At 71.9% G+C, this 14,298-nt stretch carries 10 protein-coding genes; 3 read left to right on the forward strand and 7 right to left on the reverse strand.

All coding sequences use genetic code 11. The features are described 5' to 3' along the window. Positions 1–49: 49 nt before the first annotated feature. On the reverse strand, positions 50–1,285 hold the full coding sequence (locus tag JYK18_RS38065; RefSeq protein ID WP_307796246.1) for a cyclopropane-fatty-acyl-phospholipid synthase family protein: 1,236 nt from the start codon (positions 1,283–1,285) through the stop codon (positions 50–52). A gap of 30 nt (positions 1,286–1,315) precedes the next feature. After that, a complete protein-coding gene (locus JYK18_RS38070; RefSeq protein WP_206808643.1) occupies positions 1,316–2,011 on the reverse strand; it encodes an alpha/beta hydrolase in 696 nt (231 codons plus the stop codon). A 65-nt stretch (positions 2,012–2,076) separates the two neighbouring features. Between JYK18_RS38070 and JYK18_RS38075 the strand changes: the two genes are divergently transcribed. Then, positions 2,077–2,814 (forward strand): sugar isomerase domain-containing protein, encoded by a 738-nt coding sequence (locus JYK18_RS38075; protein WP_307796247.1) that lies wholly within the window; start codon positions 2,077–2,079, stop codon positions 2,812–2,814. 84 nt (positions 2,815–2,898) lie between these two features. On the opposite strand, the gene JYK18_RS38080 is transcribed toward JYK18_RS38075, so the two are convergent. Then, entirely contained in the window at positions 2,899–4,767 is a 1,869-nt protein-coding gene (locus JYK18_RS38080) for an ABC transporter ATP-binding protein (RefSeq protein ID WP_206808645.1), read from the reverse strand. A 175-nt stretch (positions 4,768–4,942) separates the two neighbouring features. Here JYK18_RS38080 and JYK18_RS38085 point away from each other — a divergent pair, with 175 nt between their 5' ends. Further along, positions 4,943–6,211, forward strand: coding sequence for a glycosyltransferase 87 family protein (locus JYK18_RS38085; protein ID WP_206808646.1), 1,269 nt, complete (start codon positions 4,943–4,945; stop codon positions 6,209–6,211). Here the strand turns inward: JYK18_RS38085 and JYK18_RS38090 are convergent. The 4 genes from JYK18_RS38090 to JYK18_RS38105 all read right to left on the reverse strand — a co-directional run bounded on the left by JYK18_RS38090 (position 6,198) and on the right by JYK18_RS38105 (position 13,093). Further along, positions 6,198–6,407, reverse strand: a complete 210-nt coding sequence (locus JYK18_RS38090; RefSeq protein WP_005437638.1) for a helix-turn-helix domain-containing protein — start codon at positions 6,405–6,407, stop codon at positions 6,198–6,200. The two genes, JYK18_RS38085 and JYK18_RS38090, sit on opposite strands and share 14 nt — an antisense overlap. A 211-nt stretch (positions 6,408–6,618) precedes the next feature. Next, positions 6,619–8,247 carry an ABC-F family ATP-binding cassette domain-containing protein gene (locus JYK18_RS38095; protein WP_206808647.1) on the reverse strand — a complete coding sequence of 543 codons (1,629 nt, stop codon included), beginning with the start codon at positions 8,245–8,247 and terminating at the stop codon, positions 6,619–6,621. A 205-nt stretch (positions 8,248–8,452) separates the two neighbouring features. Continuing rightward, positions 8,453–11,326 (reverse strand): S8 family serine peptidase, encoded by a 2,874-nt coding sequence (locus JYK18_RS38100; protein WP_242584122.1) that lies wholly within the window; start codon positions 11,324–11,326, stop codon positions 8,453–8,455. 186 nt (positions 11,327–11,512) lie between these two features. Further along, positions 11,513–13,093, reverse strand: a complete 1,581-nt coding sequence (locus JYK18_RS38105) for a deoxyguanosinetriphosphate triphosphohydrolase family protein (protein ID WP_374195094.1) — start codon at positions 13,091–13,093, stop codon at positions 11,513–11,515. A 64-nt stretch (positions 13,094–13,157) separates the two neighbouring features. On the opposite strand from JYK18_RS38105, the gene JYK18_RS38110 reads away from it, so the two are divergent. Continuing rightward, a complete protein-coding gene (locus tag JYK18_RS38110; protein ID WP_206808651.1) occupies positions 13,158–14,273 on the forward strand; it encodes a lycopene cyclase family protein in 1,116 nt (371 codons plus the stop codon). Positions 14,274–14,298 lie beyond the last annotated feature (25 nt).

The raw sequence follows: 14,298 nt of genomic DNA on the forward strand, positions 1-14,298 counted from the left end.
GACGTGCGACACCCCCTTCCGGTTGTGCCGACCACCCTGAAGTGGCCGTCTACCTGCCGAAGGAGAGCTGGCGCACCTTGATGTACCCGGACCGGAACCCGGCTTCGGAGTAGGCCAGGTAGAACTCCCACATCCGCTTGAACACCTCGTCGAAGCCCAGGTCGGAGACCTCGGCCCAGCGGTGGGTGAACCGCTCGCGCCACTCGCGCAGCGTGCGCGCGTAGTCCTGGCCGAACTCGCGCGCGGCACGCAGCTTCAGCCCGGCGTGCTCGGCGAGCCCGGTCTCGATGGATTCGGGCGACGGGATGAGCCCGCCGGGGAAGATGTACTTGTGCATCCAGGTGTACGAGGACGCCGAGGCCACCATGCGGTCGTGGCTCATCGTGATGGCCTGCAGGCCCAGCTTGCCGCCGGGGCGCAGCCGCTCGCCGATGGTCCGGTAGAACGCCGGCCAGTAGTCCGCGCCGACCGCCTCGATCATCTCCACGCTGACCACCGCGTCGTACTGCCCCTCGGACAGGCGGTAGTCGCGCAGCTGCACGTCCACCCGGTCGGCCAGGCCCGCGTCGGCGATCCGCTTGGTGGCCAGCGCGGCCTGCTCCTCGGAGATGGTCAGCGAGGTGACCCTGGCGCCGCGCTGGGCCGCCCGGATGGACAGCTCGCCCCAGCCGGTGCCGATCTCGAGCACCTCGCTGCCCTCGCGCACCCCGGCGTAGTCGAGCACGCCGTCGATCTTGCGGTGCTGCGCGGTGGTCAGCGCCTCCTCGGAGGAACCGTACAAAGCGGACGAATACGTCATCGTTTCGTCCAGGAAGGTGGCGAACATGTCGTTGGACAGGTCGTAGTGCCGGTGGATGTTGGCCCGCGCGCCGTCCACCGTGTTCTCCTCGTCGGCGGGCTGGCGCCGGTCGACCAGCCGCCGGAACCGCTGCAGCACCGGCGGGATCAGCGTGGCCATCCGCTCGGCGAACGGGGTGAGCACCTCGGCCAGCGCGTCGGAGGTCCAGTCACCGACCATGTACGCCTCGCCGAAACCGATTTTCGCGTCCACGCCGAGGCGGTGGAAGAAGGCGGCCGGGCGCCGCAGGTACATGCACGGCGCTTCGGGCCCGCCCGCGCCGAGCCACCGGCCGCCGGGCAGGACCACGCGCACGTCGAGCGGCCGGACCGCGCGCCGGAACAACGCCTCGGCGATCTTCGCCCGCATCGGCGAATGCGGCGGCGTGGCCAGTTCGCGCCACGCGCCGTCCTCCGCCGCCCCCGAATCAACCCTGGAACTGGTCACCGTGAAAAACCCTCCCACCGATAGCGCCGTCTAAAGCGGAATTCGCAGCCGTTCCGCGGCCGGCCTGGTCCAGGCCCCGCTCAGCACGCCGTCCGCCGGCGGCAATCCGAGTGTGTCCAGTGTGAAAGCACAGACCAGCCTGGTCCATACCGGCGAGCGCCGCAGCATCGCGTGTCCCTCGTCGGAGACCTCGAACCGGGCCAGCCGCGAAGCCACGGTCTCCGCCCGGCTGCCGAAGGTGTAGGAATCGGCCGGGCTGGTGATCAGGTCCCGGGTGCCGTGTGCGATGAGCACGGCGCGGCCGCGCACCGCCGCCACCGGTTCGCCCTCCGGCGTCCACGGGGCGAGCGCGCAGACCCCGGCCACCGCGGGGTCGTCGGCCACGCGCAGCGCGACCCGGCCCCCCATCGAGTGACCGACGAGCACCACCGGCACCCCGGGGTGGTCGGCGCGGATGCCGTCGAGCGCCCAGCGCGCGTCGCGCACCGCGTCCAGCCCGGGCGCGTTCCAGCCGCGGACGCGGTTGCGCAGCAGGCGCACCTCGACGCCGTGGCGCGCGGTGGCCCGGTGCAGCGACTTCGCGATCGGCACCATCCGGAGGTAGGCCAGCCGCCACGGGCGCACCACGGCGCGGCCGTGCTCGGCACCGCCGTGCAGCACCAGTACCACCGCGCGAACTGGTCCGCGTGCCCGCCGGATCGTGACAGCGGCCTGTCTTTCGCTCACGCCCACCTCCTGCTCCGATCATGGCAAGGTTGCTTCGTAGCCGACCATTCCCAGGAAGGGACGATGTGGTGAGCACCACCCAATCCCCCGTTTTCGCCGACCTCGCCGCGACCGCGCTGGAGCGGGCGCGGCAGGACAACGCCGAGGCCGTCACCGCGGCCGCCGCCCAGATCGTCCGGACCATCCGGGCGGACGCGCTGATCTTCACCGCGGGCGCCGGGCATTCGCTGGCCGCGGTGGCGGAGACCTTCTACCGCGCCGGCGGGCTCGCCAACGTCTACCCGCTCTACCACGAGGAGTTGCTGCCGCTGCACGGCGCGCAACGCAGCACCAAGGCCGAGCGGCGGTCCGGGCTGGCCGCCGAGGTGCTCTCGGCCAAGGCGCCGGGCCCGGACGACCTCCTGGTGGTCTTCTCCACCTCCGGGGTGAACCCGTACCCGGTGGAACTGGCGATGGCGGCGCGCGAAGCGGGTGCCCCGGTGATCGCGGTCAGCTCGCGGGCCTCGGTCGAGGCGGCGCCGCGGCGGTCGGCGAGCACGCTGGTCGAGCAGGGCACCATCGTGCTGGACACCGGTATCCGGCCGGGTGACGCCAGCTACCCGGCCGAGAACCCGGTGACCGGCCCGCTGTCCACTGTGGTCAACGCCTTCCTGTGGAGCCAGGTGCTCACCGCGGTGCTGGAGCAGGCGGCGGCCGAGGGGGTCGAGGTCCCGCTGTGGCGCAGCTCCAACGTGGACGGTGGCGACGCGGCGAACGCGGCGCTGTTCGAGCGGTACCAGCCGCGCGTGCCGATGCTGGGCTGATCCCGGGCGCGGCCCCGGATGCGGTGAATGTGGCTTTCACAGCGGATGGTGCTGTGAAAGCCACATTCACAGCGTGGCTTCCGGTCAGACCGGGGTGGGGTCGCTGGTGAACTGGGTGCGGTGCAGTTCGGCGTACCGGCCGTCGGCGGCCAGCAGCTCCGAGTGCGTCCCGCGTTCGACGATGGCGCCGCCCTCCACCACCAGGATCTGGTCCGCCGCGCGCACCGTCGACAGCCGGTGCGCGATGACCAGTGCGGTCCGCCCGCGCAGCGCGTCGGTCAGCGCCTCCCCCACCGCGGCTTCCGAGGACGAGTCCAGGTGCGCGGTCGCCTCGTCCAGCACCAGCACCCGCGGCCGCGCCAGCAGCAGCCGCGCGATGGTCAGGCGCTGCCGTTCCCCGCCGGACAGGCGGTAACCGCGTTCCCCGACCACCGTGTCCAGTCCGTCCGGCAGCGCGGCGATCGTCTCGGCGAGCCGCGCCCGGCGCAGCGCGTCCCACAGTTCCTCGTCCTCGGCACCGGGCTGGGCGTAGACCAGGTTCGCGCGGATGGTGTCGTGGAACAGGTGGCCGTCCTGGGTGACCACGCCGACCGTCGACCGCAGCGCGTCGAAGCTCAGGTCACGGACGTCCACACCGGACAGCCGCACCGCCCCGGAATCCACGTCGTACAACCGCGGCAGCAACGAGGCGATGGTCGACTTCCCCGCGCCCGAGGACCCGACCAGCGCCACCATCTGCCCCGGTTCGGCGCGGAAGCTGATGCCGTGCAACACCTCCTCGCCACCACGACCGTCCACAGTGGCCACTTCCTCGAGCGACGCGAGCGAGTACCGGTCCGCCGCCGGGTAGCCGAACCGCACATCCTCGAACTCCACCGACACCGCGTCGTCGGCGGGCAGGCGCTTGGGTTCCGGCTTCTCCTTGATCATCGGGTCGAGGTCGAGCACCTCGAAGATCCGCTCGAACGACACCAGCGCGGTCATCACGTCCACCCGCACGTTCGCCAGCGCGGTCAGCGGCGTGTACAGCCGGGTCAGCAGCAGCGCCAGCGCGACCACCGTGCCCGCGGCGAGCTGCCCGTTCAGCGCGAGCCAGCCGCCGAGGCCGTAGACCAGCGCGAGCGCCAGCGCGGACACCAGGGTCAGGCTGGTCATGAACCACCGCGTCAGCATCGCCGTGCGCACGCCGATGTCCCGCACGCGCCCGGCCCGCGCGCCGAACTCGTCGGCTTCGGCCGCCGGACGGCCGAACAGCTTCACCAGGGTGGCGCCCGGCGCGGAGAACCGCTCGGTCATCTGCGTGGTCATCGACGCGTTCAGCACCGACGCCTCCCGCTGCAGCCCGGCCATCCGCCTGCCGATTCGCCGCGCGGGCAGCACGAACACCGGCAGCAGCACCAGCGCCAGCAGGGTCACCTGCCAGGACAGCGCCAGCATCACCACCAGGGTCAGCACCAGCTGGATCGAGTTCGTCAGCAGCCCGGACAGCGTCGCGGTGAACGTCCGCTGCGCGCCGATCACGTCGTTGTTCAGCCTGCTCACCAGCGCGCCCGTGCGGGTGCGCGTGAAGAACGCCACCGGCATGCGCTGCACGTGCTCGAACACCGCGCGCCGCAGGTCGAAGATCACCCCTTCACCGATGCGTGCGGACTGCCACCGCTCGGCCAGTCCCAGCGCGGCGTCGAGCACCGCCAGCCCGGCGATCGCCAGCGCCAGCCACACCACCACCGAGGCCTGCCCGCCGCCGGTGATCACGTCGATCACCCGGCCGGCCAGCAGCGGGGTGCTCACCGCGAGCACCGCGGAGATCACCGTGAGTCCGCCGAAGACCGCGAGCCTTCGCCAATGCGGCCTGGCGAACTTGGCCACCCGCTTGACCGTCCCCCTGGTCAGGCCCTTCGGCGCGGTCTCCGCCTGCATCGCGCCCATCATCAGCGACCACGTGTTCTCCATCTGCGCCCCATCCTTCGCCCCAGAACCTCAAGTAAAATAGAGGTTTTCACCGGATATGCCCTGGACAACAGTGAAATCCAACCCGTTGTTCCCAATCCAGCGGAATTCTTCCCGGTCCGCTCGGTAACCTGCATGCCACAAGACCGGTTTCCGTGGCGAAGGTGAGCAGAATCGCGTGGTCCGCACCGTTTCCGAGCGACTGCGGCAGCTCGTGTCCGCCCACCCGCTCGCCATCGACCTCGCGGTCTACTTCGCCTGTGCGGTCTACGCGCTGATCCTGGCCCGCACCAACGAGTTCTACGGCTTCCGCGTCTGGGGCAACTTCGCCACCGCCGCCTACGGGCTGGCCTTCGCGCACACCGCCTGGCTGCTGGCCACGCGGACGGGGCACCGGCACGGGTGGTGGCGCAGCCGCTGGGTGGGCGTGGCCGCGGTCGGCGTGGTCGGCATGCTCGCGCCGCTGCTCACCCTGGTCGTCCGGCGGCTGACCGGGGTGGACTGGCTGATCACGCCGTGGTCGTGGAGCGCGCAGCCCGAGGTCTGGGTGATCGAGCGTTCGGCGCGGCTGCTGGTCGAGACCGGCACCCCGTACGTGGACGTGCACGCGCTCGGCAGGCTGCCCGAGGTCAACGACTACACCCCCTACGGCCCGGTGATGACCGTGTTCGGCATGCCGAGGGCGCTGTTCGGCGACAGCCCGGTCACCGACGCGCGGCTGATGTTCGCGCTCACCGCCGCGCTGTGCGTGTGGGCGAGCCTGCGGCTGCTCGGCAGGCCGCGCGTCCCGGTGGCGGCCGCGCAGCTGGCGGTGGCCTTCCCGCTCACCGCGCTGACCTTCGCGGTGGCCGGGCCGGACCTGGCGATCATCGGCCTGGTGGTGCTGGGCACCGCGCTCGCGGCGACGGACCGCCACCTGCCCGCGGCGGCGGTGATGGCGCTGGTGGTCAGCGCCAAGCTGACCGCGCTGCCCGCCGCGGTGGTGGTCGCGGTGCTGATCGCCGCCCGGCTCGGCGCCCGCGCGCTCGGCACCGCGACCCTCGCCTTCGCCGGGGTGTGCGCGGTGGTGAACCTGCCCGTGCTGCTCGCCGACCCGGCCGCCTTCGCCGAACACGTGATCCGCTTCCCGGCCGGGCTCGGCGTGGTGGGCTCGCCGGCGACGAGCCCGTTCCCCGGCTACCTCATCGCGAGCACCGGCGAGGCAGGCCACGTGCTCGCCATCGCCCTGCTGGCCGCCGCCGCGCTGGCGCTGAGCTGGTGGCTGCTGCGCCGTCCCCCGGTCACCGGCGCGGACGCGATGTTCCGCATCGCCGTCGGGCTGGGCACCTCGATCCTGCTCACCCCCGCCACCCGGTTCGGCTATCTGGTGTACCCGGTGGCGTTGTTCGGCGCGATGCTGTGTTTTCCGCGCGAAACCCCGGACGAGCGGATTGTTACTTCTTCTTGACCCTGGTGGCCCCACCGCGCCCGCGAAGCTGCACGCCGGATTCCGAAAGCACCCGGTGGACGAATCCGTAGGACCGTCCGGTGGACTCGGCCAGCGCGCGAATGCTCGCGCCCTTCTCGTATTTCTTCTTCAGGTCAGCGGCCAGCTTGTCGCGCGTGTTACCGGTGATCCGCGCGCCCTTCTTCAGGTCAGCCACGTCTCTCCGCCTTCCGCATGAGCGTGTTCTGGGCCACATTCGACCCCTGCCGCCGCAATGATCGAACACTGAGCCGCGGAATGCCAGACGACAGGCGAAAAACATCCGGAAACCGGCCTGACATTGGGCCATTCCAGTGCCTGTCCCATGCTTGTTGAACATCAACTAAGCACATGATCAACCAGACAGGTGTTATCCCCGCGGAAGTACCTCAGGCCAGTTGCACGAGGTCCAGATAGTCGGCGGACCAATGGTCCTCGGTGCCGTCGGGCAGCAGGATCACGCGTTCGGGTTCGAGCGCCTCGACCGCGCCGGGGTCGTGCGTCACCAGCACCACGGCCCCGGAGTAGGTGCGCAGCGCGTCGAGCACCTGGGCGCGGCTGGCCGGGTCCAGGTTGTTCGTCGGCTCGTCGAGCAGCAGCACGTTGGCGGCGCTGGAAACCAGCCCGGCCAGCGCGAGGCGCGTCTTCTCACCACCGGAGAGCGTGCCCGCGGGCTGGTCCAGCTGCTCCCCGGTGAACAGGAAGGAGCCCAGCAGGTTCCGCAGTTCCTGCGCACCGGTGTCCGGCGCGAGGTGGCGGATGTTCTCCCAGACACTCGCGTCGTGGTCGAGGGTTTCGTGTTCCTGGGCGTAGTAACCGAGCCGCAGGCCGTGGCCGGGCACGGTTTCGCCGGTGTCCGGCCGCTCCATTCCGCCGAGCAGCCGCAGCAGCGTGGTCTTCCCGGCCCCGTTGAGGCCGAGTACCACCACTTTGGACCCGCGGTCGATGGCGAGGTCCACCCCCGTGAAGATCTCCAGCGAACCGTAGGACTTCGACAGCCCCTCGGCGGTGAGCGGGGTCTTCCCGCACGGCGCGGGCGCCGGGAACTTGATGTGCGCGACCTTGTCCGCCTGGCGCGTCTCGTCCAGGTTCGCCAGCATCTGCTCGGCGCGGCGGGCCATGTTCTTCGCCGCCACCGCCTTGGTCGCCTTGGCCCCGAGCTTGGCGGCCTGCTGCTGCAGCGCGGACGCCTTCTTCTCGGCGTTGGCGCGCTCGCGGCGGCGGCGCTTCTCGTCGGTGGCGCGCGCGTCCAGGTAGCGCTGCCAGGTCATGTTGTAGTGGTCCAGCTCGCCGCGGGTGGCGTCGAGGAACCAGACCTTGTTGACCACCTCGGCGAGCAGTTCCACGTCGTGGCTGATCACCACCAGGCCGCCGTCGTGCGCCTTGAGGAAGCCGCGCAGCCAGGTGATCGAGTCGGCGTCGAGGTGGTTGGTCGGCTCGTCCAGCAGCAGGATGGTGTCCGAGCGGCCGCTGGCGCCCGCCTCCGAGGCGGCGAACAGGATGCGCGCCAGCTCCACGCGGCGGCGCTGGCCGCCGGAGAGGGTGCGCAGGGTCTGCGCCAGCACGCGGTCGGCCAGGCCCAGGTTGGCGCAGATGCGCGCGGCTTCGCTCTCGGCGGCGTACCCGCCGCGGGCGGCGAAGCGCTCTTCCAGCCTGCCGTAGCGGCGGATCGCCTTGTCGCGCTCGTTCTCGTCGACCAGTTCGGACATCGCCGACTGGGCCTTCTCCATGTCGCGCAGCAGGGCGTCGAGCCCGCGCGCGGAGAGCACGCGGTCCTTCGCGGTGACCGACAGGTCGCCCTCACGCGGGTCCTGCGGCAGGTAGCCGAGTTCACCGGCGTGGCGGACCTCGCCGGCGTAGGGCTCGCCCTCACCGGCGAGCACCTTGAGCGTGGTGGTCTTGCCCGCGCCGTTGCGGCCGACCAGGCCGATGCGGTCGCCCTGCTGGATGCGCAGGGTGACGTCGGACAGCAGGATGCGGGAGCCGGCGCGCAGCTCGAGGCCGGAGGCCGTGATCAAGGGAAACTCCGAGGTGGGAGGGTGGATGTTCAGGACAGCGTCGACCTCGCCCGCGGTGCCTTCACGCGGGCGGCGCGCTACTCCAGGAGGATGTCCACCACCCCAGTGTACGGCCCGGTGTCCACCGGTTTACCCGGCCCATGACCGGGATCACCCTCCCGGCCCCGCACCGTCCACTCCGGACGGTGCGGGGCCGGGCGGTGGATCAGACCGGGCGAACCGGCCCGTTGCGCACTTCCTGGTGCACCTGGGCGGGCTTGGCCGCCGCCGCACCGGGGACATATCCGTTGATGTGCAAGGAAACCGCGCGGATCGCGCCGGAGTCGCCGCCGGCCACGTCCCTGGCGTGGAAGGTCCAGGTGCCGTCCACACCGTCGGCGATCAGCCCGGACAGCACCGCCGCCGGGCGCCACGACCCGGTGAACGGCGCGTCCGAGAAGGACACCGAGCTGAACGCCCGGGCCGCCGCGTCGGTGAAGACCACCTGGCACAGGTTGTTGCCCGAACTGCCGTTGCGCTGGAACACCACCGCCTGCGCGCCCGAGGGCGCGGTCAGCGTGCCGACCAGGTCACCGACGTAGGAGTGGCTCAGCCCCACCGTGGTCGAGGTCTGGTCGGTGCTGCAGGTGCTGCCGTCCGCCGAGAAGGTCAGCTTCGAGGCCCGGCCGACCCCGGACACCGTGATCGGCACGCTCACCCCGACCTGGTTGTTGTCCGGGATGGCCACCGGCGCACCGGCGTAGGCGAAGTCGCTGGCCACCGGCGACGGCTTGCCGACCGCCAGCGGGAACCGGACCGTGGTCGGCGAATGCGCCCCGGCGAAGCTCACCTTGGCGTCGAGCAGGATCGGCACCCCGAGTTCGTGGGTCGGCGGCACGGTGATGCCGAACTCGTTGATCCCGGTCTGCTTCGGGCTGATCGTGCCGTAGGACTTCGACCGCGGCGTGATGGTCACCCCGGGCGTCGGCGTGCTCAGCACCACGCTGGTGGACACCGACGCGCCGTCACCGGTGTTGGTCACCGGCAGGCTCAGCTTGGCGGTCTCCCCCGGGTCGAGGTAGCTGTCGGCACCGAGCACGGACGGCGCCCTGGCCACGGTCACCGGCTGCGGGCTGGCGCCGGTGTAGTCGAGCACCCGGTCGGCCAGCAGCACGCCCGCGCCGCTGAGCACGTCGGTCCCGGCCAGTTCGATGTCGGCGGCGGTGTTGACCAGCGCCTCCCGCATCTCCTTCGGGTGCAGCCCCGGATTGCCCGAGAGCACCAGCCCGGCGATCGCCGCCGCGTGCGGGGCCGCCGCCGAGGTGCCGTAGAACGTGGTGAACCCGCTGACGCTGGTGCTCACCCCGTCGGCCGCGGTCAGGTCCGGCTTCTGCCGCACCTCTCCCCCGGTCGCCGAGACGTCGCCCGGGGTGATCGGGGTGCCGTCGGATTCGTAGAAGACCCGGCGCGGGCCGTCCGAGCTGAACCGCTCGATCTGCGTGTTCGGGCCGAACGCACCGGGGAACGGGCCGGTCGGGTTGGCCGGGTCGCCCGGCTCCAGCGGCGAGCCGAACGGCTTGGCCGCCGGGGTGGCCGCCACGCTGTAGGCCTGTCGTGCGGCCGAATGGCCCACCGTCACGCCCGGCGTGGTGTAGGCCTTGAGGCCGTCCGCCGAGTCCTTGAAGCGGCCGCCGAGGCCGGACAGCGACAGGTACCGGTTCTCGCCGGAGTACTTGACCACGGCCAGCCGCAGCCCGGTGCCGCCGAACAGCGGGGTGTCGAGGCGCTCGTACGGGTCCTGGGTGCCGGTCTGGTTGTTCTGGCTCATCGCCACCACCGCGCCGGTGGCGTTGAACAGGTACAGGTCGTAGTCGTTGGCCGACCTGCCCACCGGGTCCGACCAGAACAGCGTGACCACCACCGAAGCCGAGGAGGCGTCGGAGATCGGCTGGAAGATCTGGGTGCCCGCGGCGCCGGCGAAGTCGTGCGCCGCGCCGGAGAACTTGCCCGCCTGCAGCCCGGAATCGGCGAAGTCGCCTTCCCAGTGCGCGGTGGTGCCGTCGCTGGTGTTGCCCTCGTTGCCGGCCGAGGAGAAGTACAGCGCGCCGTCCGCGGTCACCTCGTTCACCGCCTGCGCGATGATCCAGTCCTGGAACGGGGATTCCTTGAAGTACAGGACGTCGTCGACGATGATGTCGCAGCCCGCGTCGAAGCGGAGCTTGCGGATGTTGTCCGCGAACCCGGCGTCGGAGCTGAACGCGGTGGCGAAACCGAGGTCGGCCCCGGGCGCCACGTCGTGGATGATCTCCAGCATCGCGGTGCCCTCGTTGCCCGAGCCCTCCTGGCCGGCCAGCACGTCGATCGACGGCGGCAGCTCGCCCTTGGCCTGGGAGGCGGCCAGCGACGCGACCCCGTCGGACAGGGCGCAGATCTTCACCCCGGCGCCGCTGACGCCGAACTGCTGGCGCGCGGTGTCGGCGTTGTGCGCCCGGTCGCCCTCGCTGGTGATCGGACCGGCCTGGATGCCGACCTCGGCCTGGGCCAGTTCAGCCTCCAGCTTCTCGGCGAACTGCTCCTTGGTCTGCGCGGGGGCGTCGTCCGAGCGCGGGGCGCGCGCGGACGGATCGCTCAGCTGGTGCGCGGTCATCGCCTGCACGGCCGGTTCGACGAACCGCACGTCGGCGCGCTGGGCCAGGCCGGTGACCGCGTCGAGCGGCAGTTCGGCCCGGATGCTGGCCGCCTTCTCCGAGACGGTGCGGAGTTCGGCACCCGCGGCCCCCAGTGCCGCGAGCAGGTCTCCGGTGACCGCGGTGGCCCGGACGTCCACGGTGACCGTGCCGCGGTCGCTGACCTTCGCACCGGTGTCCAAAGCGGACAATTCACCGGCGGGCAGCCGCTGCGCGCGACGGTCCCGCTCCACCAGCAGGTGGCTGTCCACTTTGGCGTCGGCGGGCGGCTGCGCGCGCTTGAGCTGCTGCAGCGCGGCGATCTGCTCGAACACCTTCTCCTGGACGTCCTGGCCATCCACAGCGGGATCCGCCGCCGCGGCCGCGGGCGTGAGCACCCCGGCCACCAGCGCGAAGCAGGCCGCGGTGGTCAGGCCTCTTCGCGTTCTCCCGCGGGGTCGTTGAGCTGGACGCACATGCGCCTCCGGTTTGCTAGGCGCGTGCCCCGACTCACGCTGGCCGATCGCCGGTGATCACCGGCTGACACCACTTAAGTGCAGAGCGCACTGCTTGGCAGCAGCCTTTCGAGTGACCGTCGATCGGTGAATTTCTGACGGGTGCTAAAGGACGAACGAATCGGACCACGGCTGCGACGCCCGGCCGGTGAGCGCGTCGAGCAGGCTCACCGCCTGCTTGTCGGTCAGCGACGCGACGAAGTCGACCACCGCGCGGCCGCGGGCCAGCGCGCGCACCTCGTCCTGCCCGCGCACCGGCTCGCCGGTGGCCCCGATCAGCAGCTCGGGCGAGTGCGCGGCCAGCTGCGCGTACTCGCGGTGGGCCAGTTCGACCAGGTCGTGCAGCCGCCTCGGCAGCCGGGAGGCCTCGTCGCGGTCGACCAGCCAGGCGTCCAGTGCATCGACCAAAGTGGACACCAGGCTGGCCTGGCCGCGCTGGTGCAGCGCCAGGTCCGGGCGGAGCAGGACGAACCGCCGGTGCACGAACTTGAGCACCTGCACCTCGTGCCACTGGGCGGGGCGCAGGGTGACGTGGCCGGACCGGGTGGACGGCGACGGGGTCAGCGAGACCCCGCCGACCAGGCGCGCGGTCCAGCGCGCGGAGAAGGCGGCGGTGGCCTGCTCGGCCTCGATCGAGCCGTCGAACGCGCCGGCGAGCAGGTCGTCGACCAGTTCCCCGCGCACCCGCGCCACCGCCAGCGCGAACGCCTCGTCGTCGACCACCCAGCGGTCCTTGGCGTGCATGCGGCGGCGCAGGCGTTCCAGGGAGTAACCCGGTTTGCGCCGTTCGGCGGCCAGCGTCGCACCGTCCAGTTCGGACAGCTCGGTCATCTTCGCCGACCACTGCCCGAGTTCGGCCGCGACCGACGCGTGCTGCAGCACCCCGATGCGGTGGAAGTCCTGCAGGTCGTGGATGGCGTAGGCGATGTCGTCGGCGGTGTCCATCACGGACGCCTCGACGGTCTGCTGCCAGTGCTCGAGCCTGCCGGTGAACGGCGCCCGCGCTTCGGCGAAGTCGTCCAGTTCGGTGCTGTAGGCGGAGAACTTGCTCGCCCCGGTGCCCGGCGCGCCCTCCGGCTCGGCGGCGCCGCGCGGTGGCACGCGCATGCCCGACGGGTGCGGATCGGGCACGTGCAGCCGGGCCCACGGGTACTTGAGCACCGCCGCGCGCACCGCGGCGGTCAGGTCGAGGCCGATCGCGGCGGGCCCGCGAACGTCGGTGGTGGTCAGGATGCGGAAGGTCTGGGCGTTGCCCTCGAAGCCGTCGGCCAGGCCGTAGCGGTGCCGGGCGATCCGGTCGAGCACCTGCTCGCCGAGGTGGCCGAACGGCGGGTGCCCGAGGTCGTGCGCCAGCGCGGCGGCCTCGGCCACGTCGGGGTCGCAGCCGCCCAGCTTCTCGGCCAGTTCGGCGGTGTCGGGCGAGGAGCCGAGCCGTTCGGCGATCGCCCTGGCCACCTGCGCCACCTTGAGGCTGTGGGTGAGGCGGTTGTGCAGGAGGCCGGCGCCGCCGGCGCTGACCACCTGGGTGACCCCGCCGAGCCGGGCGAAGAAGGGCGAGGCGGCGATCCGGTCGCGGTCGATCCGGAACGGGCTGCTGGCCAGGTCCGCGGCCGCCGAAGAACGCGCGGCCTGCCGGTCGTGGTCACGGCGGCGCGCACGCGGATCTTCGGCGGATGAGTTCAGCACGGCCCACACCCTAGATGACCGGGCCCGGCCGGGCCCGCCGTCACGACCGTGGTGGGATCGGGGCATGCACACGATCATCGCCGGGGGTGGGCCAGCGGGGTGGGCGCTGGCCGCGGCCTGTGCCCGCGCCGGGGTCCGCGTGGCGCTGGTCGACCCCGCGCCGCGGCGGGCCTGGGCGCCGGTCTACGGGGTGTGGCGCGACGAAGTGCCCGGCCTGCCGGACTCCGCCGTCGCCGCCGTCCCGCACACCGTGCTGGCCACCGCGGTCACCACGCACACCCTCGACCGCGAGTACGTGGTGATCGACAACGCCGGCCTGCGCGCGTGGCTGGACCACCCCGCCGTGGAGGTGATCACCGGCCGCGCCGAAAGCGTCACCCGGGGCGATCGGGGCGCCACCGTCCGGCTCACCGACGGCAGGCGGCTCGCCTGCGCGGTGGCCGTCGACGCCACCGGCGCCCGGCGCGCGCTCACCGGCGGCCCGGCCCGGCGACCGGCCGAGCAGACCGCGTTCGGCCTCGCCTTGGACGAAGCGGCGGCGGAACGGGTCACCGGCCACTCCCCCGGCACCGCCGTGTTCATGGATTGGCGGCCCGCCCACGCCGATTTCCCGACATTCCTCTATTCCCTGCCGCTCGGCAACGGCCGGACGCTGGTCGAGGAAACCTGTCTCGCGGCGAAACCCGGGCTGCCGCAACACATTCTTTCCGCCCGCTTGCGCGCGCGGCTGACCGCCGCCGGAGTGGTTGAACCACGCGGACCGGAACGCGTGCGCATTCCGCTCGATCTGCCCATTCCGCGCACGCTCGCGTTCGGCGTCGCCGGTGGCTTCGCACATCCCGCCACGGGCTACAGCCTCGGCACCGCGTTGCGGCTCGCTTCCCCGGTGGCACAGGCCATCGCGGCCGCGTCGACCCCGCGCGAGGCCGATCGCGCCGCCCGTGCCGTGGTGGCCTCCGCGGCCGCGCGCGAAGTGCACGCGCTGCGCCGATTCGGCCTCCGGGTATTGACCCGGTTACCCTCCGCGCAGGTTCCGGAATTCTTCGAAATGTTCTTCTCCCTGCCACCGGATCGGCAGCGCGCCTATCTGTCCGGCCGTGAAGACCTGGCGGGAACGGCCGCCGCGATGACGGGGCTTTTCCGGCGCGCGCCATGGCGGATCCGCACCCGGATGGTCTAATTGCGCGACCAGCCGGTGAACTTTT

Source organism: Amycolatopsis sp. 195334CR, from assembly GCF_017309385.1.
In the GTDB taxonomy this organism is placed as follows: domain Bacteria; phylum Actinomycetota; class Actinomycetes; order Mycobacteriales; family Pseudonocardiaceae; genus Amycolatopsis.

Coding starts and splice junctions, on each gene's coding strand:
- JYK18_RS38080 (WP_206808645.1), bottom strand. CDS start 4,767: ATGGAGAACACGTGGTCGCTGATGATGGGCGCGATGCAGGCGGAGACC.
- JYK18_RS38110 (WP_206808651.1), top strand. CDS start 13,158: ATGCACACGATCATCGCCGGGGGTGGGCCAGCGGGGTGGGCGCTGGCC.